Origin of the sequence: Exiguobacterium undae DSM 14481 (assembly GCF_000620805.1) — a bacterium.
Taxonomy (GTDB): Bacteria; Bacillota; Bacilli; order Exiguobacteriales; family Exiguobacteriaceae; genus Exiguobacterium_A; species Exiguobacterium_A undae.
The window spans coordinates 101279-123325 of sequence record NZ_KK211187.1 but is presented as its reverse complement, the minus strand read 5'-3'; the positions used below and the strand labels follow the sequence as shown (position 1 = coordinate 123325).

The 22047-nt window shown below is 43.5% G+C and carries 28 protein-coding genes and 1 pseudogene; 10 read left to right on the top strand and 19 right to left on the bottom strand.

Annotated features, from left to right (window positions below):
- Window position 1 precedes the first annotated feature (1 nt).
- The 4 genes from P397_RS0101345 to P397_RS0101330 form a co-directional block, all read right to left on the bottom strand.
- Window positions 2-1108 carry an alpha/beta hydrolase gene (locus tag P397_RS0101345; protein WP_028105365.1) on the bottom strand — a complete coding sequence of 369 codons (1107 nt, stop codon included), beginning with the start codon at window positions 1106-1108 and terminating at the stop codon, window positions 2-4.
- Window positions 1109-1363: 255 nt separating this feature from the next.
- Window positions 1364-2560 (bottom strand): DUF4317 domain-containing protein, encoded by a 1197-nt coding sequence (locus tag P397_RS0101340; protein WP_026827054.1) that lies wholly within the window; start codon window positions 2558-2560, stop codon window positions 1364-1366.
- Between the two features lie 125 nt (window positions 2561-2685).
- Window positions 2686-2865, bottom strand: a complete 180-nt coding sequence (locus P397_RS0101335) for a hypothetical protein (protein ID WP_028105364.1) — start codon at window positions 2863-2865, stop codon at window positions 2686-2688.
- 28 nt (window positions 2866-2893) lie between these two features.
- Window positions 2894-3112 (bottom strand): hypothetical protein, encoded by a 219-nt coding sequence (locus tag P397_RS0101330; RefSeq protein ID WP_028105363.1) that lies wholly within the window; start codon window positions 3110-3112, stop codon window positions 2894-2896.
- Window positions 3113-3801: 689 nt separating this feature from the next.
- Between P397_RS0101330 and P397_RS0101320 the strand changes: the two genes are divergently transcribed.
- The 4 genes from P397_RS0101320 to P397_RS0101300 all read left to right on the top strand — a co-directional run bounded on the left by P397_RS0101320 (window position 3802) and on the right by P397_RS0101300 (window position 5826).
- Entirely contained in the window at window positions 3802-4434 is a 633-nt protein-coding gene (locus P397_RS0101320; protein WP_028105361.1) for an HNH endonuclease family protein, read from the top strand.
- A 15-nt stretch (window positions 4435-4449) separates the two neighbouring features.
- A complete protein-coding gene (locus P397_RS0101315; RefSeq protein ID WP_012371879.1) occupies window positions 4450-4692 on the top strand; it encodes a hypothetical protein in 243 nt (80 codons plus the stop codon).
- A 403-nt stretch (window positions 4693-5095) separates the two neighbouring features.
- The gene (locus tag P397_RS0101305) at window positions 5096-5464 is read left to right on the top strand and encodes a hypothetical protein (protein ID WP_028105360.1); all 369 of its coding nucleotides are present in this window, start codon (window positions 5096-5098) and stop codon (window positions 5462-5464) included.
- A gap of 11 nt (window positions 5465-5475) precedes the next feature.
- The gene (locus tag P397_RS0101300; RefSeq protein ID WP_028105359.1) at window positions 5476-5826 is read left to right on the top strand and encodes a VOC family protein; all 351 of its coding nucleotides are present in this window, start codon (window positions 5476-5478) and stop codon (window positions 5824-5826) included.
- Between the two features lie 37 nt (window positions 5827-5863).
- Here P397_RS0101300 and P397_RS17010 read toward each other — a convergent pair whose 3' ends face one another.
- The 4 genes from P397_RS17010 to P397_RS0101280 all read right to left on the bottom strand — a co-directional run bounded on the left by P397_RS17010 (window position 5864) and on the right by P397_RS0101280 (window position 8347).
- Window positions 5864-6217, bottom strand: coding sequence for a hypothetical protein (locus P397_RS17010; RefSeq protein ID WP_051523853.1), 354 nt, complete (start codon window positions 6215-6217; stop codon window positions 5864-5866).
- Window positions 6218-6330: 113 nt separating this feature from the next.
- Window positions 6331-6774 carry a hypothetical protein gene (locus P397_RS0101290; RefSeq protein WP_028105358.1) on the bottom strand — a complete coding sequence of 148 codons (444 nt, stop codon included), beginning with the start codon at window positions 6772-6774 and terminating at the stop codon, window positions 6331-6333.
- Window positions 6775-7167: 393 nt separating this feature from the next.
- The gene (locus P397_RS0101285) at window positions 7168-7761 is read right to left on the bottom strand and encodes a DUF4230 domain-containing protein (protein ID WP_028105357.1); all 594 of its coding nucleotides are present in this window, start codon (window positions 7759-7761) and stop codon (window positions 7168-7170) included.
- A gap of 103 nt (window positions 7762-7864) precedes the next feature.
- Complete coding sequence (locus P397_RS0101280; protein WP_028105356.1) at window positions 7865-8347, bottom strand: hypothetical protein; 483 nt, start codon at window positions 8345-8347, stop codon at window positions 7865-7867.
- 391 nt (window positions 8348-8738) lie between these two features.
- On the opposite strand from P397_RS0101280, the pseudogene P397_RS18165 reads away from it, so the two are divergent.
- The 3 genes and pseudogenes from P397_RS18165 to P397_RS0101270 form a co-directional block, all read left to right on the top strand.
- A pseudogene (locus P397_RS18165) lies at window positions 8739-8954 on the top strand (hypothetical protein); the annotation flags it as partial.
- Window positions 8942-9118, top strand: coding sequence for a hypothetical protein (locus P397_RS17710; RefSeq protein ID WP_235183940.1), 177 nt, complete (start codon window positions 8942-8944; stop codon window positions 9116-9118). The pseudogene P397_RS18165 and the gene P397_RS17710, both read left to right, overlap by 13 nt.
- A 406-nt stretch (window positions 9119-9524) precedes the next feature.
- Window positions 9525-9899 (top strand): hypothetical protein, encoded by a 375-nt coding sequence (locus P397_RS0101270; protein WP_028105355.1) that lies wholly within the window; start codon window positions 9525-9527, stop codon window positions 9897-9899.
- 1 nt (window position 9900) lies between these two features.
- On the opposite strand, the gene P397_RS0101265 is transcribed toward P397_RS0101270, so the two are convergent.
- The 4 genes from P397_RS0101265 to P397_RS0101250 form a co-directional block, all read right to left on the bottom strand.
- Window positions 9901-10377, bottom strand: coding sequence for a GNAT family N-acetyltransferase (locus tag P397_RS0101265; protein WP_028105354.1), 477 nt, complete (start codon window positions 10375-10377; stop codon window positions 9901-9903).
- Window positions 10378-10402: 25 nt separating this feature from the next.
- The gene (locus P397_RS0101260; RefSeq protein ID WP_028105353.1) at window positions 10403-11161 is read right to left on the bottom strand and encodes a hypothetical protein; all 759 of its coding nucleotides are present in this window, start codon (window positions 11159-11161) and stop codon (window positions 10403-10405) included.
- Between the two features lie 743 nt (window positions 11162-11904).
- Entirely contained in the window at window positions 11905-12642 is a 738-nt protein-coding gene (locus tag P397_RS0101255; RefSeq protein WP_028105352.1) for a hypothetical protein, read from the bottom strand.
- Window positions 12635-13066 (bottom strand): hypothetical protein, encoded by a 432-nt coding sequence (locus tag P397_RS0101250; RefSeq protein WP_028105351.1) that lies wholly within the window; start codon window positions 13064-13066, stop codon window positions 12635-12637. The genes P397_RS0101255 and P397_RS0101250 overlap by 8 nt, the downstream gene beginning before the upstream one ends.
- Window positions 13067-13975: 909 nt before the next feature.
- Between P397_RS0101250 and P397_RS18050 the strand changes: the two genes are divergently transcribed.
- Both P397_RS18050 and P397_RS18045 read left to right on the top strand, forming a co-directional pair.
- Window positions 13976-14287, top strand: coding sequence for an IS3 family transposase (locus P397_RS18050; protein ID WP_326932298.1), 312 nt, complete (start codon window positions 13976-13978; stop codon window positions 14285-14287).
- 244 nt (window positions 14288-14531) lie between these two features.
- A complete protein-coding gene (locus P397_RS18045; RefSeq protein ID WP_233550680.1) occupies window positions 14532-14684 on the top strand; it encodes an IS3 family transposase in 153 nt (50 codons plus the stop codon).
- A gap of 73 nt (window positions 14685-14757) precedes the next feature.
- Here P397_RS18045 and rlmH read toward each other — a convergent pair whose 3' ends face one another.
- Both rlmH and P397_RS17700 read right to left on the bottom strand, forming a co-directional pair.
- Window positions 14758-15237, bottom strand: a complete 480-nt coding sequence (rlmH, locus tag P397_RS0101245) for a 23S rRNA (pseudouridine(1915)-N(3))-methyltransferase RlmH (protein WP_012371884.1) — start codon at window positions 15235-15237, stop codon at window positions 14758-14760.
- 72 nt (window positions 15238-15309) lie between these two features.
- Window positions 15310-15471, bottom strand: a complete 162-nt coding sequence (locus P397_RS17700) for a CxxH/CxxC protein (protein ID WP_012371885.1) — start codon at window positions 15469-15471, stop codon at window positions 15310-15312.
- Window positions 15472-15581: 110 nt separating this feature from the next.
- On the opposite strand from P397_RS17700, the gene P397_RS17895 reads away from it, so the two are divergent.
- Window positions 15582-15749 (top strand): hypothetical protein, encoded by a 168-nt coding sequence (locus P397_RS17895; RefSeq protein WP_156508417.1) that lies wholly within the window; start codon window positions 15582-15584, stop codon window positions 15747-15749.
- 88 nt (window positions 15750-15837) lie between these two features.
- Here P397_RS17895 and P397_RS0101235 read toward each other — a convergent pair whose 3' ends face one another.
- The 5 genes from P397_RS0101235 to walK all read right to left on the bottom strand — a co-directional run bounded on the left by P397_RS0101235 (window position 15838) and on the right by walK (window position 22045).
- On the bottom strand, window positions 15838-17130 hold the full coding sequence (locus P397_RS0101235) for a S1C family serine protease (RefSeq protein WP_035387548.1): 1293 nt from the start codon (window positions 17128-17130) through the stop codon (window positions 15838-15840).
- Between the two features lie 106 nt (window positions 17131-17236).
- Window positions 17237-18028, bottom strand: a complete 792-nt coding sequence (locus tag P397_RS0101230; protein ID WP_026831603.1) for an MBL fold metallo-hydrolase — start codon at window positions 18026-18028, stop codon at window positions 17237-17239.
- Window positions 18029-18038: 10 nt separating this feature from the next.
- A complete protein-coding gene (locus P397_RS0101225) occupies window positions 18039-18875 on the bottom strand; it encodes a two-component system regulatory protein YycI (protein ID WP_028105350.1) in 837 nt (278 codons plus the stop codon).
- A gap of 6 nt (window positions 18876-18881) precedes the next feature.
- Entirely contained in the window at window positions 18882-20198 is a 1317-nt protein-coding gene (locus P397_RS0101220) for a YycH family regulatory protein (RefSeq protein WP_028105349.1), read from the bottom strand.
- A complete protein-coding gene (gene walK, locus P397_RS0101215; RefSeq protein ID WP_028105348.1) occupies window positions 20195-22045 on the bottom strand; it encodes a cell wall metabolism sensor histidine kinase WalK in 1851 nt (616 codons plus the stop codon). The genes P397_RS0101220 and walK overlap by 4 nt, the downstream gene beginning before the upstream one ends.
- Between the last annotated feature and the right edge of the window lie 2 nt (window positions 22046-22047).

The following is a 22047-nucleotide window of genomic DNA, read 5'->3' as shown; positions in this document are numbered from 1 at the left end:
CTTATCCCCCTATAGTGTTCGTATCAGATTTCATTGCCGCAAACCGATTCTGAAGACCGTTCGCAATTTCTGTGATGCAATCTTCCGCTTGCGGATACTGTCCAAGTTTTTCGATGAAGGCATGATCCATGCCGTTATACTGAATCCGTTTAGTTTTGACGCCGACCCGCGCGAGTTTCCGCCCGTACGCTTCGCCTTCGAGACGAAGATAATCATATTCCGCCGTGATGATCAGCGCCTCCGGCAGTCCTGCCAGCTTGTCGCTGAAGAGTGGCGAAACATGTGGATCCTGCACATCCGTCGTTCCTTGCAGGTATAACCGGTTCAACAAGCCATCTGTGTCTGCAAGAGCCGTAACGATCCCTTCAAGCAACTCCCGATTCTCGTTCATTTCGTAGGCGTCAAGACGCCACTTGAAATCATCCGTCGGCAAAGCGGCAAGATTGACGACCGGATAGAGCAGGACTTGGTACTGGATCATCTTTGTCTGTTGTTCGCGGTCAAGCAGGGCACAAACGGTCGCTAAGTTTCCGCCGGCACTGTCGCCGGCGACAGCCAGTTGTGCGTGGTTAATGCCGAGTGCTTCCGCTTGTTCATAGATCCATGTGACAGCCGCGAAACAATCGTTCAGACCGGCCGGAAATGGATGTTCCGGTGCGAGCCGGTAATCAATCGAAATGACGACGACATTGGCCCGTTCTGCCAGCAACCGGCAAGGATACTCGACCGGATCAAGTGTCCCGCCGAAAAAGCCGCCGCCGTGAAAGTAGACCACTGCCGGTAACGGTTCCGTCGATCGTGGACGGTAAATCCGTGCCGGAATCGGTTGCTCAGGACTCGGAATCTCAATCGCTTCTGTCGTAATCGGTGTCGTCGTCAGATCGGTATTGACCCAACCCATCCCGGCCCGCGCCGCTTCGAGCGAAAACGGTGCTGCCGGCGAACTGTCATGTTGTTGCTGCATCTTGACTTCCAAAACGCGCGGATCAAGTACGCCGCTTTCCCTCCGGTCCGGTACCGATTTGATGACGACTTCAACACCATCTTGCAGTTCACCAGTCGTTTTTTCTGCTAACCGATCGACCAATTGCTGATAATCCTGTCCCATGAATCTGCCTCCTTTAACCGAATTCTTTACGCACTTATAAGAGATCATTCATTTGTAAAAATAAGTATCGAAACCGCTTTCGTAAATCGTTAAAAAAATTTTGGGTGTCCTTTGTTTTTAAAAGAGACCGCTTACAAAACCAATCATACGCATCTTTATCCGATTAATCAATCATTCTGGATGATTCAAAAAAAGCCACTTGTCTTTCACGTGTTTTCCTTGTCGGAATGACGTGAAACGAGTGGCTTTTTTGAATTAGCTTAAGATATTTTCTTCTGAAACGAGCGTGAACCCGTCGATGACCGTGTCTTCCTCGACTTCAATCAACAGACATTGTTTGCCGTTGTAATTGACCTGCTTAATGTACTTCAAGTCTTGGGCACTGACGGAGATATTTGCGACTTTCGTATTGATTTTAATTGATTTCGCTTCATAGTTCGGGACGATGTTACTCGCCTTCATTTCGTACGTCGTATCATCGATGACTGTCTTGAAGGCCCGTTCGACCTGTTCCGTACTGACGTCTTCGATGCCGCTCGCTTTTAAGACCCGTTCGACTTCTTTGACGTCCAGCATCGGAATATCTTCCGGCTCGTCTTCCTTTTCGTCCTCAACGACGAGCAGGTGATTGACTTCCTCATAGACACCCGCGAGCGTTTTTGAATCGACTGATTCGCCGATGACCAGTTTGACAATCTCTTCAAATACCGCTTTGTCTTCTTCCGCCGTCACGATTTGATCACCGTTCAGGACGTTTTCAATGAACAGCAGGTCCGGTTTATTCGGTTTGCTTGCTGTGTAAAGGACACGGTTGACGTCCGCCGCATTATCCGTGAAGCACGGAAATAAAAAGCCGCCAATTGGTGACGCCAGTTTGATGACCGGATTGATCAGCAGGTTCGACTTGAACTCGAGATCGACATAGTCAAAGACAAGCGACTGTTTCGGCAGTTCCGTCTGGTTGAGACTGCTCAGAATAAACGGGGTCGTATAGACTTCATCGTTCTTATCCACTTCCGTCTCGTCCGCCTGCCGTTTCGTCGTCTTGTAATACTGTCCCCGGATGAACGTGACGACGATATCGTTTTCGTACTGCACGTCTTGGACCATCTTCAGCGCAATCTGTTGCATCTGTTCCGTCCAGTCTTCCGTCTCTTCCGTGTACAGGCCTTCGTACAACAGTTGTTGCGTATGTCCGGTCGCGCCTTCTTCAGGCTGCTGGAACTTGACCTCAAACAGCTTGATGTCGAGTTTCCCGGTCAGGACTTTCTTGAAGTTCGCGAGGAACAATTCCTGTTGCTCGAGTTCAAGAAAGGCGAACGGCCGGCTTTCCTCATAGAAGATTTCACTCGTTTCCTTGCGGATATATACATTATAAATTTCGTTGATTTTAAGTAGTTCCGAGTCGACCTTAAAATGGCGACGGATATCACTTATGTCTTGTTTGTTCATGGTACGGTCTCAGCTCCTTGACGTTTGAATTCCTCGTGGCTCCTAAAAAAGGAGTGCCTCCTGTCCAAATCGAACAGAGGTACCCCTTTACTATACAAGATTTGAATCAGCTTCGCTGACAGAGTTCAATTCTTCGCCCGTGAACTGAATAAATAATGTTTGATCAGATAACCGACAAGAACAATCAGCAACGCGATGGAAAAGTAGACGATGAAATTTAGCGCGACCGGCAGAAAAATCGACACGATATAAATAATCATCACCGTGACGGCATAAAACAGTAAAAATAGACTGATGGCTTTCAACGGATTTCTCCTTTCGATTTGGTTCTTGTTACTCCTGTTCGAATGCTCTAAAACTGTAGGAGTTCGTGATTGGTTCATGGATCACCAATTCGTAGCCAAAACCTCGTTCGTCTGCCTGCTCAACAATGGATTCAATCTGAACCGTATTGAGATGACGTTGAACAAAAACAAGTGTCATGATCATCAAGACGAGCAGTCCTGCTAAAATAAAACTTGGTGTAATGGACGTATGTAATCCTTTTTTCATCCCCTCAGCTCCTTCCTTTATTCATACGTTTTTTCTTATGTAAAGTTCCAGATTTCCCCATTATCCTTCTTGGATGATACAGATTCGTTGGAAATTTGTTTAAGAAAAGTTCAACTAAGGAAAAAATCATACATACAGATCATGTAACAGAAAGCAGGTGTCTCATGGTGACTCAAATCATCGGTCTCGTGTCAGTCTTCCTGGTTCTCGGCTTGATTTTTACCAATCGTTCTCTTCTTGCCATCCTTCTGGTAGTGTTCGTAAGCTCGATTGCTTTGTTTTTTATACGCATTTCACTGGAAAAAATGCCGCTCTTAGATGCTTTCTTTGATTCGTTTGGATTTTTATCAAATATTGTTCTAGTTTTTTTAGTCGTCCATTTTTTCAAAAAACGATCAGCACACGATAAAAGTCTGTAACCAAAGCATCCTATGATCGGATGCTTTTTTTTATGTTAAAAATCTCTGTAATTTTAAATCATTCACTTCGTTTTTATCCGATATTGATTTTAATTTTTAAGTAATTTATTTCTCTGTTACTTTAGGCTTAATTCCCAAAAAATATTTCCGGTAAAAAATATTCAACTTTTGTAATGTTTACATTATTTTAACCCTATCCAAAATATTCGATGGCATACTGAGTGAGTTGAGAGGATTCTCTCATCACACTTACATAAGAGGAGGCAGTTCATGTTCCAGAAAATCAAGCTACTCGCCGTATCGTTTGTTTTGTTTCTCACTGCGTTTCAGTTCGACCTCTCACCCGTTTCCGCACTACCGTCCGGCATTCCGTCAAAAGCGACGGCTCAATCTGAGCTCAACGCACTGACAGTCAAGACCGAAAGTACGATGACCGGTTACTCCCGTGATCTCTTCCCCCATTGGAGCAGCCAAGGAAGCGGCTGTGATACCCGTCAAGTCGTCTTGAAACGCGATGCGGATTCTTACGTCGGCAACTGTCCGGTCACGTCCGGCTCATGGTACAGTTATTATGATGGACTGACATTCACGAACCCGTCCGATCTCGACATCGATCATGTCGTGCCGCTCGCGGAAGCATGGCGTTCAGGTGCAAGCAGCTGGACGACAACGACACGTCAGGCATTCGCAAACGACCTCAACGGTCCGCAATTGATTGCCGTCTCCGCAAGCTCGAACCGTTCAAAGGGTGACCAGGATCCATCGACATGGAAACCAACCCGTGCCGGCGCAAGCTGTGCTTACTCGAAGATGTGGATCAACACGAAAAGTCGTTGGGGCTTAAGTCTCCAATCCTCTGAAAAAACAGCACTGCAAACGATGTTGAACACCTGTACATACTAAGAAGGAGTCGATTCGATGGAAACGAAAACCTCTACGTTTACCGCCACGCACGGTGTGATGACGAATGAAGTCGGCGTCATCAGCGGCGAACTGGAATTACGAACGACCTGTCAGGAAGACGGCACACTCGAACTCGCCATCTCCTACGTCGGCTCAACCGACGTTTACACATTACCCGGCAAGGATTATCAGCTGCATGATGTCCGCGATCACGAAGTCGTGCATCGGATGCTCGCGACGGTGCTAGAACGGACATAACAAGAATTGAAATTTCCACAAAAACACATGTTGAACTGACTCCACTGTCCATTCGACATGTGTTTTTGATTTTTAACATACATAAGGAGAAATTTTGATGTAGGTGGACACTCATTTCTGTATTTTTCATGACTTATCTTTATAAATCGGCTCATTGCTGTTTGATAAAAATATTCATTATAGTGAAGGAAATATACATTTTGATTTCGAAAGAAGTTTCCAATGAGAGAAGTTTTGATTGGATCAGGTGTAGTGTTAAGCAGTGCCGGTATTTTCATGTTGTTGTACGGACACATCCCACAAGGTTTTATCGGTATGATTACAGTGACTTTGGGTGCAGTTGTAGCCATGTTAACGAAAAAGAAGAAGGTAGAATGACCATTATGTAGAAGGAGGCAACGCCATGATTTATGAATTAATGCGGGCATCTGAATCTACTACGATTGGTGAATTTATTGCAACGTGTGCTGACCCAATTTTAGCCCATGTCAATCCTGGCTTATTAAAGACCAAAGACCCGATTGTCTCCATTCACAAAGATCATTCCATTTTTGCGGCGCGCATTCCTCTTGCAGAAAACGAATTGAACTGGATTGAACTCTCACCGGAAAACCTCAAGAAACAAACCAGTCTGTTAGCTCCGAACACATGTTACTTTGGCATCAAGCGGGGCGAACTATACGGAACATATTTAGTTTCGAGTGACTTGATTGCAAACGAATATTTTTCAAATGAGCGGAACTATTTAGATGGTATAGTGCTTTCAAAATAAGGAGGTTCTTTATGAATCCGATTTCAAATCAGGTCGGGACCATCTTCATTCCCGTCAGCAACGTCGAAAAATCCCGGGATTGGTACTGTGATCTGCTCGGCTTACCATCCGACGGTGAGATTTTGTTTGGTCACCTGTACGTCATTCCGATGAATGGTGTAGACATCGTATTAGACAGTAAAATTTTTTCAAAAGACAACATTCTCAGTACACCACTTTTTCATTTTAATACAAATAATATCGAACAATCTTATACATATATGAAAAACAAAGGCATCGAATTGACGACAGAAATTGAACACGGTCACTGGTTCAATTTTAAAGATCTCGACGGCAATCATTTGATGATTTGTGCCTGTTAAGTCCATTTTAGTTAAGAAAAAAGCAGAAGAATACGTGTCATTCTTCTGCTTGCTTCGTTTCTTTGAAAAGAATGATCGGATCATAAGGTGCATTAGGATCATTTTTCAAGTTGATAAAATGTCTTTGATCATTCCAATCCCCAAACTGCTCCGTATAGGGCATTTCCAATGACTGAAACACTTCCTCATTTTTGACCAGACCAATGTAAACTTCGTACCCTTCATCATCTGATGAGAAAAAGCCGCCTTCAGCAGCTGTAGTTTCAACCAGCGCTTCATCGATCAGATCTCTTAATTTCAATAATGCTTGTTTATTGCCAACAATAAAGGACTCCTGATGATTGGTATGCTGAGCATAAATATGTAAATACATCTGGTGTTTCCATGACATGATGTCTTCTCACCTCACCGGTTATTTTTTCAAGTGGACTTTTTATTTAGTATTGATTTTGAATATGACCTAAATGTAATTGATGAAACCCTAAAACAAAAGGTACTTCATTTTTATCCCTTACTCCCATATCGATGCTGTTTTCCCATCCAATCATTTCTTTCTCTCCATCTAAGTTTTTTAGCTGATATCCAACTTACGTTCTGTTCAATAGTGCTCGGATCAAAATCAACATCATCTGACCAGTAATAAGTATCATGCTGTTTTAAAATGACAGCCTCAAAAAGTATCGAGGGGAAATTTTCTGGTGTCGGAAGGATATGAATTCCTGTTACACCTTCAAACCATAATTCAATCGCAGACGGGTTTTTGAACTGACGTTGAAATAACAGTTTGACGTTTGTATCTAATCCGCTTGGAGCAGCCATCGTCAGATTCTCATCAATATACGTTTCGGTCCACATATGCATTTCCTTCAAACACCCGTCATGAAAATAACCAAAGTCCTCAAGTAATTCCCTAATTTCTGATTCCTCTTTTAGTTCATTCCAGTTCATGAGCGACCTCCAGTACAGTGTTTGTTTTGTTTTTAATAGTTTTTTGCTGAGAAAACTACTCCTTTTATTACCCGGTAGTTTCGAATTATCTAATTCTTCTCTCTACAATTTGTGGAGCTCATTCGAGATATTCATTGGTAATTCTCCTTTTGAAGCAGATAGATTATGTTGCAGTTGAACAATTTTTCTCGCTCAAGGAATGTTACTAGATGCTTCTTTTTAAGCAAAAATATACTGGAGGACTGATTGTACCATCGAAGGATTTTCTCCAAGGATGAGAAATTTTCTACTAACCTTATTGATTATGAATAAGAGATTTCTCTTGTTGCGTTATTTCTATTCATCGTTTAAAAAAGACGATCATCTAACACATGATCGTCTTGCATAATTCATTTAATAAAATTCGATTGTTACTTTACTATATCCATTTGTCTTAAGGAAAGACGTTAATAATTTTTGAATTCTTTCATCTGCCTCTTCTAAAAATCCTTGCTCGATTTTTTTCTTTTCAATTTTATTTTTTTCTTTGTTGATATCATCAAAAATTTGTTGCGATTGATAATCTGAAAATAGATCACCTTTAACATCCGTTACCTTTGCTGTGTCTGTATCTGCTACGTTATCAAGTATCTTTGAATTCGGTACCTTAACTAATAATTGCTTTGTTGTCTCGTTATAAGACAGTTGTAGCTTAGATAAATCTGTACCTGCTTTCAAATAACCATCGTATTCAATTAACTTGATTGCTTCAGCTAATTTAAGATCAATCAAAGGTACATTTTTACTGCTTCGACTGATTATTACCTTGCTGTACTCATATTTCAAAGTAGTCCATTCAGATAATTCTACCAACCGTTCTTTTACTAAAGCGGTATCAGAGCTTTGAGTTGTTGAAATGAAAGAAGGCTTGAAATAGAAAACAGCTCCCGCACCGATTACTCCGAGAATCACCAAAAGCGCAAATATATTTATAACTATTTTTTTCATCTTTACAATCTCCTTAACTATGTATCATTAAATCTCTAGCATAGAGAACATACCTAAACTTGAGTTATGGTGTGATCGCTATAAATCACATCATCTCTCCAATTCATACTTCTTGATACTGCTTGGATTCAATGGATCTTTTACATACTGCATAACATTCTTCGATGTGTGCATTTCCTAAATATTTCATCGCACCAAAACTAATTCCGGCCGAGACGGCCTGACCTACAAAAGGAACGTACTTTGTGACCTGTTTAATTGCCATTTTAGCACCCATTTTTTTCAGTAACTGTGCCACTACTGTTTTTGTAATGTACTTACCTACTAGTTCGCTACCGACTGAAGAAATAATAATCGCGAGTCTTCCTTTTATTTCAGAATCGAGCTGTTCAATCTGCTCAGGGGATAATCCAAACTTTCGATTAATTGCGGGAAGAAGCTCCATCATGATGACGACATCTGCTCCTACATCTGCTCCGGGAATGGGGACAACCGCTGCTGCGGCTGAAGCCGATGCTCTTTTATTCACCATTGCATTACACTCTGCTTTAATACGGTCTAACTCTGAAATAGAAATAGGTAACACGTTATTTCCCCCGATTCTTAAGTTAATTTCTATACTAATAAAAGATAGCATTTCACAATAATTATCGGTTTCATTCCTTAAATTTACAATGATTTTTATTATTTAATACTAATAGTGATTTATCTGTAATATTTTTAATCTTATACGAACGAACACTTTGGAAACAAATCATCCTCTTTAAAACTACTGCATGTTACGTAGCAGCATCCGATAATCCTCGTTATTTAAAACTCCATATCAACGTGCTTTCTTGAATACCAATTCGCCTATCTCAATAATATTTGAATTTTACGCTGTAATAGGAATATATCTCAGAATCCTAAAACACGTATTAAGACTACTTTGTAAGCCGAGGCAGCTGGATAATGACAACCCATCAAGCGTTCCATTGGCAAACGACTTCAACGGTCCAAAATTGATTGCCGTTTTTGCAAGCTCGAACCGTTCAAAAGGGAACCAGGATTCATCGACATGGAAGCCGACACGGGCAGGTGCGAGCTGTGCTTACTCGAAGATTTGGATTAATACGAAGAGCCGCTGGAACCTCAGCTTACAGTCGAGTGAAAAAACAGCCCTACAGACGATGTTGAACATATGTACATACTAAAAAAGAGTCGATTCGATGGAAACGAGAAAACCTCTACTTTTACCGCTACACATGGTGTCATCAGCGGTGAACTGGAACTCCGAACGACCTGTCAGGAGGACGGAACGTTAGAACTGAAGATTACTTATATCGGGGCGATAGACGTCTATACGTTACCCCGGTAGTTATCCTGTCCATGACGTCCGGGATCATGACGTCATCCATCAGATGCTCGTCAATGTACTGGAACGAACATAATAAAACAGACGCTGCCCAATCAATGGGCAGCGTCTTCTTCATTCTCGCGTATTCAGAATCAGATTATCATTATTTACTAAAGCATGCGTTTTTATCTGACGTTCTATCCGGTATAGTGAGAACAACGTCATTATCCTTTTAGGGAGGAATAGCTCCTGCGAAACGTTTTGATTCCAACCGGCGTCATTTTAAGTGGTGCAGGTCTCTACATGGCATTAGAGAGTCACGTGCCTGCGTTACTCGTTACGGGCATCATCATGCTGTTTGGTTGTGGTGTCGGTATCATCACGAAAGAAAAGTCAGAGTAAATTTTGTTCAGTCAGGAGGATAGCTATGATTCAACAATTCACGAATGAACAGCAGGCACACGCTACTATTGGTGGGTTTATCGCTAAATCTGCCGACCCGATCCTCGCCCACATCAATCCATCACGTTTACAAGACAACAATCTTGTACTATTGATTCAAGCTGATCAATCGATTGTTGTCTCTTTCGCTAATTCACAAAATCAATCAGGTTGGACGCCACTATCACGAGAGCAGATTCATCAATCGAAAAGTCTACTCGCACCTAAGACATGCTACTTTAAAATTACACACATTAAATATGCCGGAACCTATTTGATTTCACCGGATTTGATTGTGAATGATCAATTCAAGAGTGAGAAGGATTATTTAGAAGTTCTAATATCAACAACGAATAAGTAAATTATAGATGTTTTATCAAGACGATCTCATCTTTAATCGGAACTCCCTTTTCATTGTATAACGGGATTTCCGGTTTTATTTTGCGTGCAAGGTCCACGGCATTCGGAATCACTTTTGATACTGTATATCCCCGATGTTGATAAAAACGTATCGCATGCTCATTATCATTCGTCGTAACGAGTGTCAGCAAGTTGCATTGTTGCTGTGTTGCCTCTTCCTCTACCACTTGCATCAATCGTGAACCAATTCCTTTACCTTCTTCAAGACTATCCAGTGAAATGATTTCGAACGTCTGCGAAGAGATATGATAGGTGACAAGTCCAATGATTTCATGATCATCGTTCGTGACATAAAAACCTTCTAACAGACTACAATCATGAACACCTGTCGACGTTACCATTTGTGAACTGCCCCAGTGCTCATTAAAAAAGGCTTTGACCTGACTACGTGTTTCCTCTTCAATGACCTGAATAATCACTATGTCCTTCACTCATTTCTAATGTTTATTCTATGTAACGATTCCACGTTAAATATTCCTCTAAGTCTTTCCACGTTAATAGAGTATATGGAGTTCCCGCCTCTAATTTTATAGAGATATTTTCTGCTATCACTTTTATACGTTTAGCTGGATTGTATCTTTTTCCTGCAGGATAAACAGCTATTTTATCAAATAATAACTCTCCATCTGCTTGCGTTTCTTTCCTCAAATCTAATAGATCGATTTGATCTTTTGAAGGAATCTCTTTTCCTATCCAATCACATATTTCAAAAAGAGGATATCGATCCTTCGTCCATTGTTCAATGATTTCGATGACCTTAAGAATCATGAAATCACCTGATGGTAATTGGTAACTAATCGCATCACCGGTCTTTAAATTTGTTTCAGCTATAAATCTCTTTGGTACTTTTTTAGCTTGTGGCTGCGGAGAGTTAAGTTTCTCCTTCAGTTTATAAAGGATGACTTCTCGTTTCTTTTTCAATGTAGGATCTTCTTCCCAACGATCAAGGTCAACACCACTATCAATGATACGCAATGCCTCACGTTTCACTTCATCTTGAAGTCTTCCTAATTTCCATTGTATTAAGGCAAAAGATAACCAAAAAGCTGTAATCTCTTCATCGTCTATCTCATCTAGGTATTCTTCAACAACAACTTTCGTTGCTTCTGCATTCGTAAAGTTATTGCCTAATAAATCCTTATATCTAAAACTAATATCTTCTGCTATATCATCAGACAATATTGCTACTCCCCAAGCTCCCATCTATTATCCACCTCCGCGATTTTCATGTCTTTTTTATTAATTTAAACATGGACTTACAGAAAAAAGCGTCAAAGACATTTAGGATGTGCTTTGACGCTTCAGAATAATATTTATACGTTTACTTATGATACCGCTCACCGTAATATCTCTAAGTGAGGGTTTTAGAAAAATTTTAACATCAACCTTCACATTCTATATATCTGCTCCTATTCTTACCTATTTATAAGATGTAGTAAAACGTATGTAAATTTTGCGTATCCTGACAAATATTCTTTAATAGATGATTTTGGATTCATTTACTCACCAGCTTCTAAACATCAATGCCACGTACTTCACCGTTAATAACCCGAATAGTTTTAACATGCCGTTGATATAACTTGTCATATACATCCATCATTAAATAATCATCACCTCTTTCATTAAAGTAATTAATAGCTGTGACCATACAAACATTCGGTAAAACATTGTACTCTTCTTCTGTAAAATAATGCTCATCTACCCCTTATTTATAAAGTTCTATCGTTTTATAACCGATGTCAGCTATTAATATCGATTCCCCCGTAAAACTTTTAATGCCTTTTTGAAAATCTCTCATATGAATATTCCATATTATTTCTCCTTTGATTTAAATTGCAATTAAAACAGAAAAAGAGGGAGAAAACTCGTCCGGTGACAAGTTATCTCCCTCTAATTTCAATTCATTTAATACTTCATCATTTCAAATGTTAGGATTTCACAAATTTCTATAACACTGCTTTAAATAAAGCCTCTTTAATCTTTATTTTCAACTCCGAATTTTCCTTGTATAAAATCACATTTTTAGATTTAACATCAAAAGGTAATTCTTCACCAAATTTTGATATTAAAATTGTCTTTTTGCCTAAAGCATGTGCTATTCCTAATTCATAAAAGACATTTGGATTTCTACCATTCAAATTAACCACTATTATCCTTGCTTCTAAAATAGATTTAATTATACTTGGCAATATCTCACCCTTAATGTGCTTTTCATCACCTCTTATACATTTTAAAGATAAATCTAAACACACTTCCCTTACCGTAACAAAAGTTTCCCATTCTAAATCTTGAAATGGAGTCACCATGAAAACTAACTCTGAATTAAATTCTAAAGTATTTTCATCAATTCCCATATTTTCTATAAAAGTCTTTATATCGAAATACTTATTTTTCATGAATGAGTCTTTTTCAAAATTCATTTTTTGTGCATCGTAAACTAAATGATTTATTTTATTCCATCTAATATTATCTTCTGAAAGTTTATAATTTATATCATAAATTTTATTCTCTAATTCTTGTCTCATTTGTTCTAATTCAATTTTTTTAAGTAAATTATCATATTGCATTTTAGCCTCTTGCCTTTTTTTTCTGGTACTTTGAACTGAAAGCACTGCTGCCATCATTCCTGACACCATACTTATGACAATTGCTACTATAGTAAATAATTCCTTATAATCAATCATTTATATTCACCCCTGTAAGTAAAAATATAGTTGCTATGTATACTATGACAACCGAAATTATATAAGAAATTAATATTAATCCAAATAACGAAAACCAATCACCTAACTTCTTATTATCTAAAGAGTAAATATCATATGCTTTTTTAGATAATGGAAAAGCAATTAATGTCATGCAAAAAAATATTAATAAACAAACTATTGCATTTAATAGTAATTCATTATTTCCTTTATTACTAATAACAAGAATCGCACTGGTTATAAAAGAAATTGAAAGTATACTTATATCCCCTGGTAAAATAATCATTTCTTTGCCTAAACCAATCCATGTAAAATTGTGATTGACCAATAATTTTATTAATAATGTTAATACTACAACTAAAATAGGTAATATTATATTTATCATTTCTTTAGATAGAACGTCCATTAAATCCTCCACATTTAGTCTATTGTTAACTTGTCTTCAACAATTATAATAAAAAAAAGAAAGAATATATACTTTGATATGCTCCCCAAAAGGTAGACAGTTGAAATATCAAAAACTGTCCACTTTTTGAAGGGAGCTTTTTCTATATCTACGTCTAATTTTTCAATGGATCAAAAACTACGCATCATTAAGATGTATGAGAATGGAACAGACTCAATCAAGTCAATATCCTCGCTCTTCGATTTTTCAGTCACGACCTTAAATAGATGAAGAGGAAAATATCGTATATACGGCTCCTTGGCACTCCGTGATCAAACAGAATGGACAGGTTATCCAGAATAACTAAAAATGAAGGCTGTACGCGCAGTTCTGACTCAAGAAGAATCGCTCACTAGCGCTACGGTACGGTTTAATATTTCGAGTTTAAGCGTACTTGCAAGATGGATTCGGAAATATACTAGTCATAATATTCAAGGAAAACCATTGAAGGTGAGATCCAGTGTGACTAAAGGTAGAATCACTACATTCGAAGAGCGTGTTTAAGCAGTTATGGACTGTATAGAAAATGGGAAATACTATTAAAGACCCATCGGGTCTACTATCAAAAAATTTATAGCTAGATAAGGAAGTTTGAGAAGGACGGAATCGACTGGAGAAAGAAAATGAACATCTACACATGGAGAACGACTTCCTAAAAAAGTTAAAGGAGATCGAAAGGAGGTCACGTTAAGTCAAATTCGTCTTCAAGATAAATACGAAGCTATTTAATCATCAGTAGAGCAATTCGGTTACCCGATCATAGCTCTATGTCATCTAGCAGGTATCTCGCGCGCTGCCTACTACAAGTGGTTACGTCGTATAGATATACTGAAAGCACATGAGACTGAAAACATGAAACTCATCTAAGAAATGAACGAGATTCACCTTTCGGTGAAAGGAACCTATGGCTATCGACGGATGACATTGAACTTGAAACGTCTTTTCGGAAGAAACGTTAATGTCAAGCGTGTACGTCACCTGATGCATGTCACCGGTATTCATTGCGTCATACGCCAACGTCCTTTGTTCGTTCGTAATCGTCCTCAACCGACCACCGAGAACATTCTGAACCGTGATTTCAATTCGGCAGGACCGAATCAAAAAATGGGTGACGGACGTCACGGAATTGAAGTATGGTGCTTCTCAGAAGGCGTATTTGAATGGCATTCTAGACCTATATGATGGATCCATCTGTGCCTTTGTTCTAAGGCATAGTGCACTCTAACAATAATCAGCTCGTGTTCGATACGCTTGAACTCGCCCTTCAGGGCGCACCGGGAAGCTATCCCTTGCTTCATAATGATCGAGGGTTCCAATATACGTCCATTCGTTCCGCCACATGACACGCGTGGCAGGCATTATACAAAGTATGTCTCAGGTTGGGAAATGTATCGATAATGGTCCGATCGAGTTCTTTTGAGGAACCTTGAAATGCGAAAGTTATTATCTACATAAGTTTACGGAGTTCGACGAACTCCAGCTTGCGATTCAAAAGTATATTCATTTCTACAATCTAGAACGGTACCAACAACGATTAAACGGCTTGACTCCATTAGAATACAGAGCTCAAGCCGTTTAAGTGATTTTTATTATTTATCCTATCTACTTGACGGGGAGCAGTTCACTTTATATCTTTCCTTTAAAAACCGTACTTACTTATGATACGGTTCATTCCGATTAATCCGATATGCCCGATAAATCTGCTCACACAAAATCATCTTCATCAACTGATGCGGGAACGTCATCTTTGAGAATGAAATCGTATCGTTTGCCCGTTGCATGACTTCCGGTGCGAGACCAAGTGATCCGCCGATGACAAACGCGATTTTACTTTTGCCGTACGTCGCCAGTCGATCGAGTTCTGTCGCAAACTGTTCACTCGTCCGTTGCTTTCCTTCGATAGCAAGTGCGTAGACATGAACATCCGGTCCAATCTTCGCTAAAATCCGTTCGCCCTCTTTTTTCTTCACTTGCTGCATCTCGGCGTCACTTAATTGTTCCGGTGCTTTTTCGTCCGGCACCTCGATTTCTTGAATCGAACAATAGGCGCCAAGACGTTTCGTATATTCGGCAATCCCTTGCTTCAAGTACTTCTCTTTCAGCTTTCCGACCGTGATAATGGTAATTTGCATCATTTTTCTCGCTTTCTGACAGAAAATTCAGGAGTTATCCACAGAGTTATCCACATGTCCACATGTTGATAATTATTTTTTGCTTGACACAAGATATGTCGCGGGCTGGTCACAGTACTCACATGTAACGTTTTTTTCTGCTGGCACCTCTTCCAAAATCGGGTACTCTTCCGTTTCATCGACTACTTCGTCGAGCGCTAACTCGACGTGTTCTAAACAGACATATTTATCCACAGGTCTTTTCCTCCTTTTAAGTTATCCACATTTATCCGCTACCAGTATAACAAAAATTGACTTCCCTCACTGAAAAAAGTTATCCACACCTCCTCTTTGGAGTTACTTCCTTGATCGGCTTCCGCCTCACCACCAATTCCTTCATCGTGTCCGCTGCACGCGACTCCTACAGGAAAAAGCGCGGCTCGCCCGCGCTGTCAGAGGAAAACGAGACCCGGGCATCGACGCCGACAGGCAAGAAGCCCGCGGCTTGTTCCTCGCCTGAGGAAAGCGTGTGACAGCGAATCACGATGAGAACCGGAGACACCATCTTTTCTGTGTACAAAAAAACTACCCGCACGTATACGAGTAGTTGATCTGAATCTATTATTGCACCGTCGCCGCTTGCGCCGACAGTTTGACATCCAGTGTCTGCTTCTCGCCGCCCCGGTAGAATGTCACTTTGACGTTATCGCCGACTTTCGCATCCCGGTACAGGACACTTTTTAGATCAGCAAACGAGTTGATGTCCTTGCCGTTGATTTCAACGATGACATCATTTTCTTTCATCCCTGCTTTTTCCGCTCCGCTGTTGCCCGTCAAACCGACGACGACAATCCCGCGGGTGACGTCATTCGGTAACTTCAGACGATCTTCCCGGAACCCGCTCGGGAATTCCTGGACGTCCCGGATCTGAATCCCGAGTTGCGGACGAATCACTTCACCGTTTTGTTCGAGATCACGCATGATCGGTAACGCTTCGTTGATTGGAATCGCAAAACCGACCCCTTCGACACTCGCTTCGGCAATCTTCATCGAGTTGATTCCGATTAATTGACCGGACGTATTGATGAGCGCTCCGCCTGAGTTCCCCGGATTGATCGCGGCATCGGTCTGAATGACTTCAGTGTTGAAGTCCTGCTGCCCGTCCTTATTCGTATCAACCGGCACCGTCCGTTCCTGGGCACTGATGACACCGCGTGTCACCGAGTTGGCAAAGATCCCGAGCGGATTCCCGATTGCAAGGACCGTTTCTCCGGCACGTAACGTATCCGAATCACCGAGTTTCACGACTTGTGTCACTTTTGAAGCATCAATCGACAACACAGCTAAATCGTACGTCGGATCTTCTCCGAGGACTTTCGCTTCGAGTGCCGTTCCGTCCGATAACGTGACCGACAAGCGGCTGGCTCCTTCGACGACGTGATAGTTCGTGACGACATAGGCTTTATTGCCGTCTTTTTTATAGATGACACCGGATCCGGCACCCGTCTCTTGCGCACCGCCTTGGAATGAGTTTTGCAGGTTCGTCACGCTGACGACGGCTTCTCTCGTCTGACTGACGGCGCCGACGATATCGTTTTCCGATTCCGTCGCGTTTGATGCCGCTTGTTCCGGTGTTGCCGTCGAGACCGGTGCTGGACTCGTCATCTCGTCACGGACGAACGGCCAGGCGATCAAGGCAATCAACAGCGCCCCGATGATTCCGCCGATCAAGCCGACAAAAAAGGCTTTCCCGCCGCCGCGGCGTTTTGGTGCAGGTGGTTCTTCTTCATATGATTCACGATAAGGACTGACCGGCTCGTCTTCACTTGGTCGTCGCGGCGGAAAGCCGCTTGTCTCATCGGTCGATGCGTAAGGCTGATCTGATTCGTTCCGTGGTTCTTCTGGTCGATCCATCGACACACGCCTCCTTCTAAACTCTCTTTACACAAGTATACCCCCATCACGTGGCGAGTTAGCCAAATGTGGGGGTCTTTTGAGCATATTCAGTAATTTCCCATAATCAGAGCTTCAAAAGCGGCGTCGGAATGACGGGATCGGTGTCGAGCAACTGGATCTTGCTGAGGTCGACATCGCGGCTCGCAAGCGTCTGGGAGACACTCATCCGGGCCAGCTCTTTCATGTTGTTGTCCTTACTCAAGTGGGCCATATGAATCCGTTTCGTCCGGTCGTCGAGCACTTCGCTCATCGCGATCGCGGCATCTTCATTCGAGACGTGACCGTAATCGCCGAGGATCCGCCGCTTGACGCTCCACGGGTAATGTCCCATCTGAAGCATCCCGATATCGTGGTTCGCTTCAAAAATATAGGCGTCGGCGCCACGGATGACGCCTTTCATCCGGTCCGAGACGTAACCCGTATCCGTGATGTGGGCCAGCCGTTTTCCCTCGTGGGCGAACTGGAAAAACATCGGATCGGCTGCGTCATGACTGACGTTAAACGATTCGACTTCGATATCTCCGAACTGTTTGACCTCGCCGACTTCCCAGAGGAACTTCAGTGCGGGATCGATCTTGCCGATCTTCGCTTCCATCGCTGCCCACGTTTTTTCGTTCGCATAAAGCGGGATGTTGTACTTCCGCGCCATGATGCCGACGCCTTTGATATGATCCGAATGTTCGTGGGTGACGAACAAACCGTCAATCTGATCCGGTGACCGGTGGATCTGGTCGAACAGGGCGAGCATCGCTTTTCCGGTCAGACCGGCGTCGACGAGCAGGCGGGTCTGTTCACTTTCGATGTAGAGGGCATTCCCCGTCGAGCCACTGGCAAGGACGCTGTAGTGTAGGCTCATCGTGCATTCCTCATTTCTCTGAAACGGTATCAAGCCGTTCGATGGTCTGGACTCCGCCGTCAATCGCGTTGACGAAATACAGTTCTTCTCCGTTCAGTTCAATCTGCCATGTCGGCGGTAAGATCTGCACCGACTTCGTCCCTTCCGTCACGAGACAGAAGTAGCCGAGCTTTTGACTCGTCATCCGTTTTGAAGCCGGGAACAGGCCCTGCTCCGACAGTTGGATGACGGACTCACTCGCGGACAATAACGTGACATCCTGAGCCTGACGGACGACTTTGTTTAAGTGACGTTGTTTGTAGCTGACGATTTCCTTTTGTTCGTTCAACTGGAGCACGAGTAACGACGGACCAATCATCGCGTCATCCTCACGCGACTGTTGCGGCGTCGAATACAGCGGTTGTTCCTTGTAGGTCTGAACGAACGTCATCTCTTTGTGTTTGCTGTCATACTTCCAAAACGTATAATCCGTCCCGTAGACAACTGATGCCTGGACAAACGATGTCGCTGAATCACGCATCGCCTTCGCTTCGAGCGGATGCGGCTTCGTCAGCCGGACGGACCATTCGATTTGGTTTTTGACCGATGTGATCGCATCCTGAATCGGTGACCCGGGTTTCGGAGCGAGTGAACTGGAATCCACTTCCGCCGTCAGATAACCAATCTCCTTCGAGACCGGCTGCAGTTTTTTTTCATCAATCTTCCGTTCTTTCAAAACGGTTTTCCCGTCCGCGTTCGTCGTGGCGATCCGGGGATCGACCATCCGATCAATCAGCTGAACGGCAAGATAGACGTTCAGAATCAGGAAAGTCAGAATCAGTAACGTTTTTGCTTTACTCCAATCCATGAATCCTTACCCCTCTTTTTCGGTAGCTTGATCGACCGTCGTCCATTTTCCGTTTTGTTTAATGAACCATGTCGGTTTGAACAACGCATAGCGGCTTGTTGAAATTTGATACGTCATCTCGTAACCCATTCGAATACCGGAAATCTGATCGCGCAGATCCGCTTCCTGCAGTTGTTGTTCGATCCGCTCGATCGACGGCAACGTCGTTTCGCGGAGCAACAGCTTCCGGTCGGCCCGGAGCATGCTCCGGCTGAGGGAACGGATTTGATTTTCTTCGAAGTTGATCTTGATCGTCGCCAAATCAAAATCCGGTTGCTCCAGCAACGGTCCTGTTTCGCCAAAGACCGGATAGCGGTTCAAGTACAGGCGGAAGATTGCCGACTGTTCTTCATCCGATTTCGACATCTGGTCGAAGTAGTAGCGGAATCCGCTGCGTTGCGTCACCTGATCGAGCCAGCCGCCGTGAATGTTAATGTAGCTGACGAGTGTACTGTAATCGACGGAAGACGTCTGGGTGTTCGGTGATAATGTATTAAAACGAAACGCGTTGTAATCCCGGTCGTACGTCGAGACACTGACGCCGTCCGTCAAGACGTCGAGGTCGTCCCGACTCTTGATTTGTTGGACGTTTGAGTTTTCCGTAAAGAACGCACTTTCAAGCCGCTTGAGCGGTTTCGGATCCTGTGCGACTTCATCGTAGACGAACACTTCTTCAAGCCGTGGCGGATTACTCGGGACATACGTGTAATCGCCGCCCTTGAGCTCCACTTTCGTCATCGGTTTTTTCTTATCGTAGGCAAACAGGCGTTTTAAGACCGTGTCATCGCCGATCAGCTTAAAGTCTTTGAAACGGCCGGTCGTCGATTCGAGCCGGAGAATCGGTCCTTCGTAATCGAGCAGATACAGCCGCTTGATCGGTTCCGACATCGCAATCTGATCTTCGCCGAGCAATTCCTCGAGCATCTTCGCACTGATCGGTGTCGGGAAAATCATTTCGACACTTCGTTTGCTGTTCGGGATATTCGACGCCTTATCCGTTAGGACCAGCACACCGACATCAAATGACGCGCCGATCCGGTTAAGAATCGTCCGGCCGATGATTTGTGTCTGGTAAGCCGTTTCCCCGTTCGAGTAGACGACGAGTTCCGGATTGACCAGCTGATTGCCTTCGACAGTCTTCGAAGCATCGATTTCATTAAACGACACTTCTTCTTGTTCAATCGATTCACTGCTCGGATGATATGTCCAGAGCATGGCGGTCTGCACAATCGAGCCGCTGACCAACAAAATCAAGAGGATTGATTTCAGGCGCTGTCTCGTCATCCGATATCCACCTCTTCGATCACCTCATACGGAAGTGTAAAGTAGATCGTCGTCCCGCGTCCCCACTCGCTTTCTGCCCAGATGTCGCCACCGTGTGCCGAGACGACGTCTTTCGCGATCGAGAGACCAAGTCCAGTCCCGCCAATTTTACGGGCGCGGGCTTTATCGACCCGGTAGAACCGTTCAAAGATCTTCTGCAGGTTCGCTTTCGGAATACCGACCCCTTCATCCTTGATGCTGATGACGATCCGTTTGGCCCGGAGCATCGTCCGGACAGTGATCGTCCCGCCTTCCGGTGAATATTTGATCGCATTCGTCAAGATGTTGTCCGCGACCTGAATCAATTTATCCTGATCCCCGCGGATGTAGACTTTGCGTTTCATAATTTTCCGCCGGAAGCGAATCCGTTCCGGCTTCGTCATGTCATGGCGGTCGAGAATATCGTTCAGGAACTGGATGTAATCAAAGCGGACTTTGTTCATCTTGTATTCCTTGCTGTCCATTTTCGACAGTTGCAACAGATCGGTGACGAGACGGATCATTCGTTCCGTCTCATTTTGTGTCGTCTCGAGGAATCGTGGTGCCAGTTCTTCGTCCTGATACGCCCCTTCCGCCAAGGCTTCGAGATAACTCCGCATCGTCGTCAGCGGTGTCCGGAGCTCGTGACTGACGTTCGCGACGAATTCGCGGCGGTCCTGTTCGACTTGCTCTTGCTCCGTGACGTCATGCAGGACGATGATCATCCCGGTAATCGGACCACTGTGTTTTTTGACCGGTGAGAAAAATGCCCGGACCAGGAACAGTTCATCTTCGCTGCTGAAATCAAGCAGGCGGGGCGGCATCGTTCCGTCTTCCGGAATCATGAAGTCGTCACCAAGCGCAAGCAGATCCTTCAGGTTCATGCCGACGATACCGGCATCATCCATGCCGACGATATCCTTCGCCTGATCATTCATCAAGATGACCCGTAACGTCCGGTCCGTCGCAATGACCCCGTCCGTCATGTTTTCAAGGACGCTCGTCAACTTCCGCCGTTCGGCTTCCGTCGTCGCATTGGCTTCAAGCAGTTCGTCCGTCAGTTCGTTGAAGGAGCGGGCCAGCTGACCAATTTCATCATCCGAATACACTTTTACTTTCCGCGAGAAATTCCCGCGACGCATCTCAATCGCCTGGCGTCGCATATCGGAAATCGGACGGGTGATCGTCCGCGATAACAGGACACCAAGAATTGACGTGATGACGAGTGCAATCACTGTCCCCGTTGCCAAGATCCGTGTGACTTGTTGCATCTGGGCGTAAATCGATTCCATCGAAGCCCGGACGTAAATCATGCCCGTCGTCGCGCCGGTCCGTTCCGAGGTGACAGGGACCGCAAAGATCCGGATCTTATCTTCTGTTCCGGGATCAAGGACCGTATCGACACGGGAGGAGCTGGTCGCCTGAGCCTTCTTGATCAGCGAGTTGGTCGCCCGTTGCCCGACAGCCGATTGGTTGTCTTCATCGGACGTCGCTTGGATGATCGAGTCCTGATCGATGATTTGGACTTCGAGAATATCGTTCCTTGAAGTGGAGCCACTACTAAACTCAGACAGCAGTTGTCCAAGAGAATCAGACAACTGCCGTTTTGAGGCTTCATCATCGCCTGTCTTATCAAATTCCTTACCGACATTGTACGCAACCAGTCCGGCTCGGTCTTCGACAGATTTTGAGAAGTTCGTAATGTACTGCTTTTCAAGCGAACGAACGAAATAAACACCAATGACTTGCATCGCAACTAAAATCAACAACGCGTAAATGACGACAAGCTTCCACTGGATCGATTTAAAAAAGTTCGTTCCTTTTAACATCG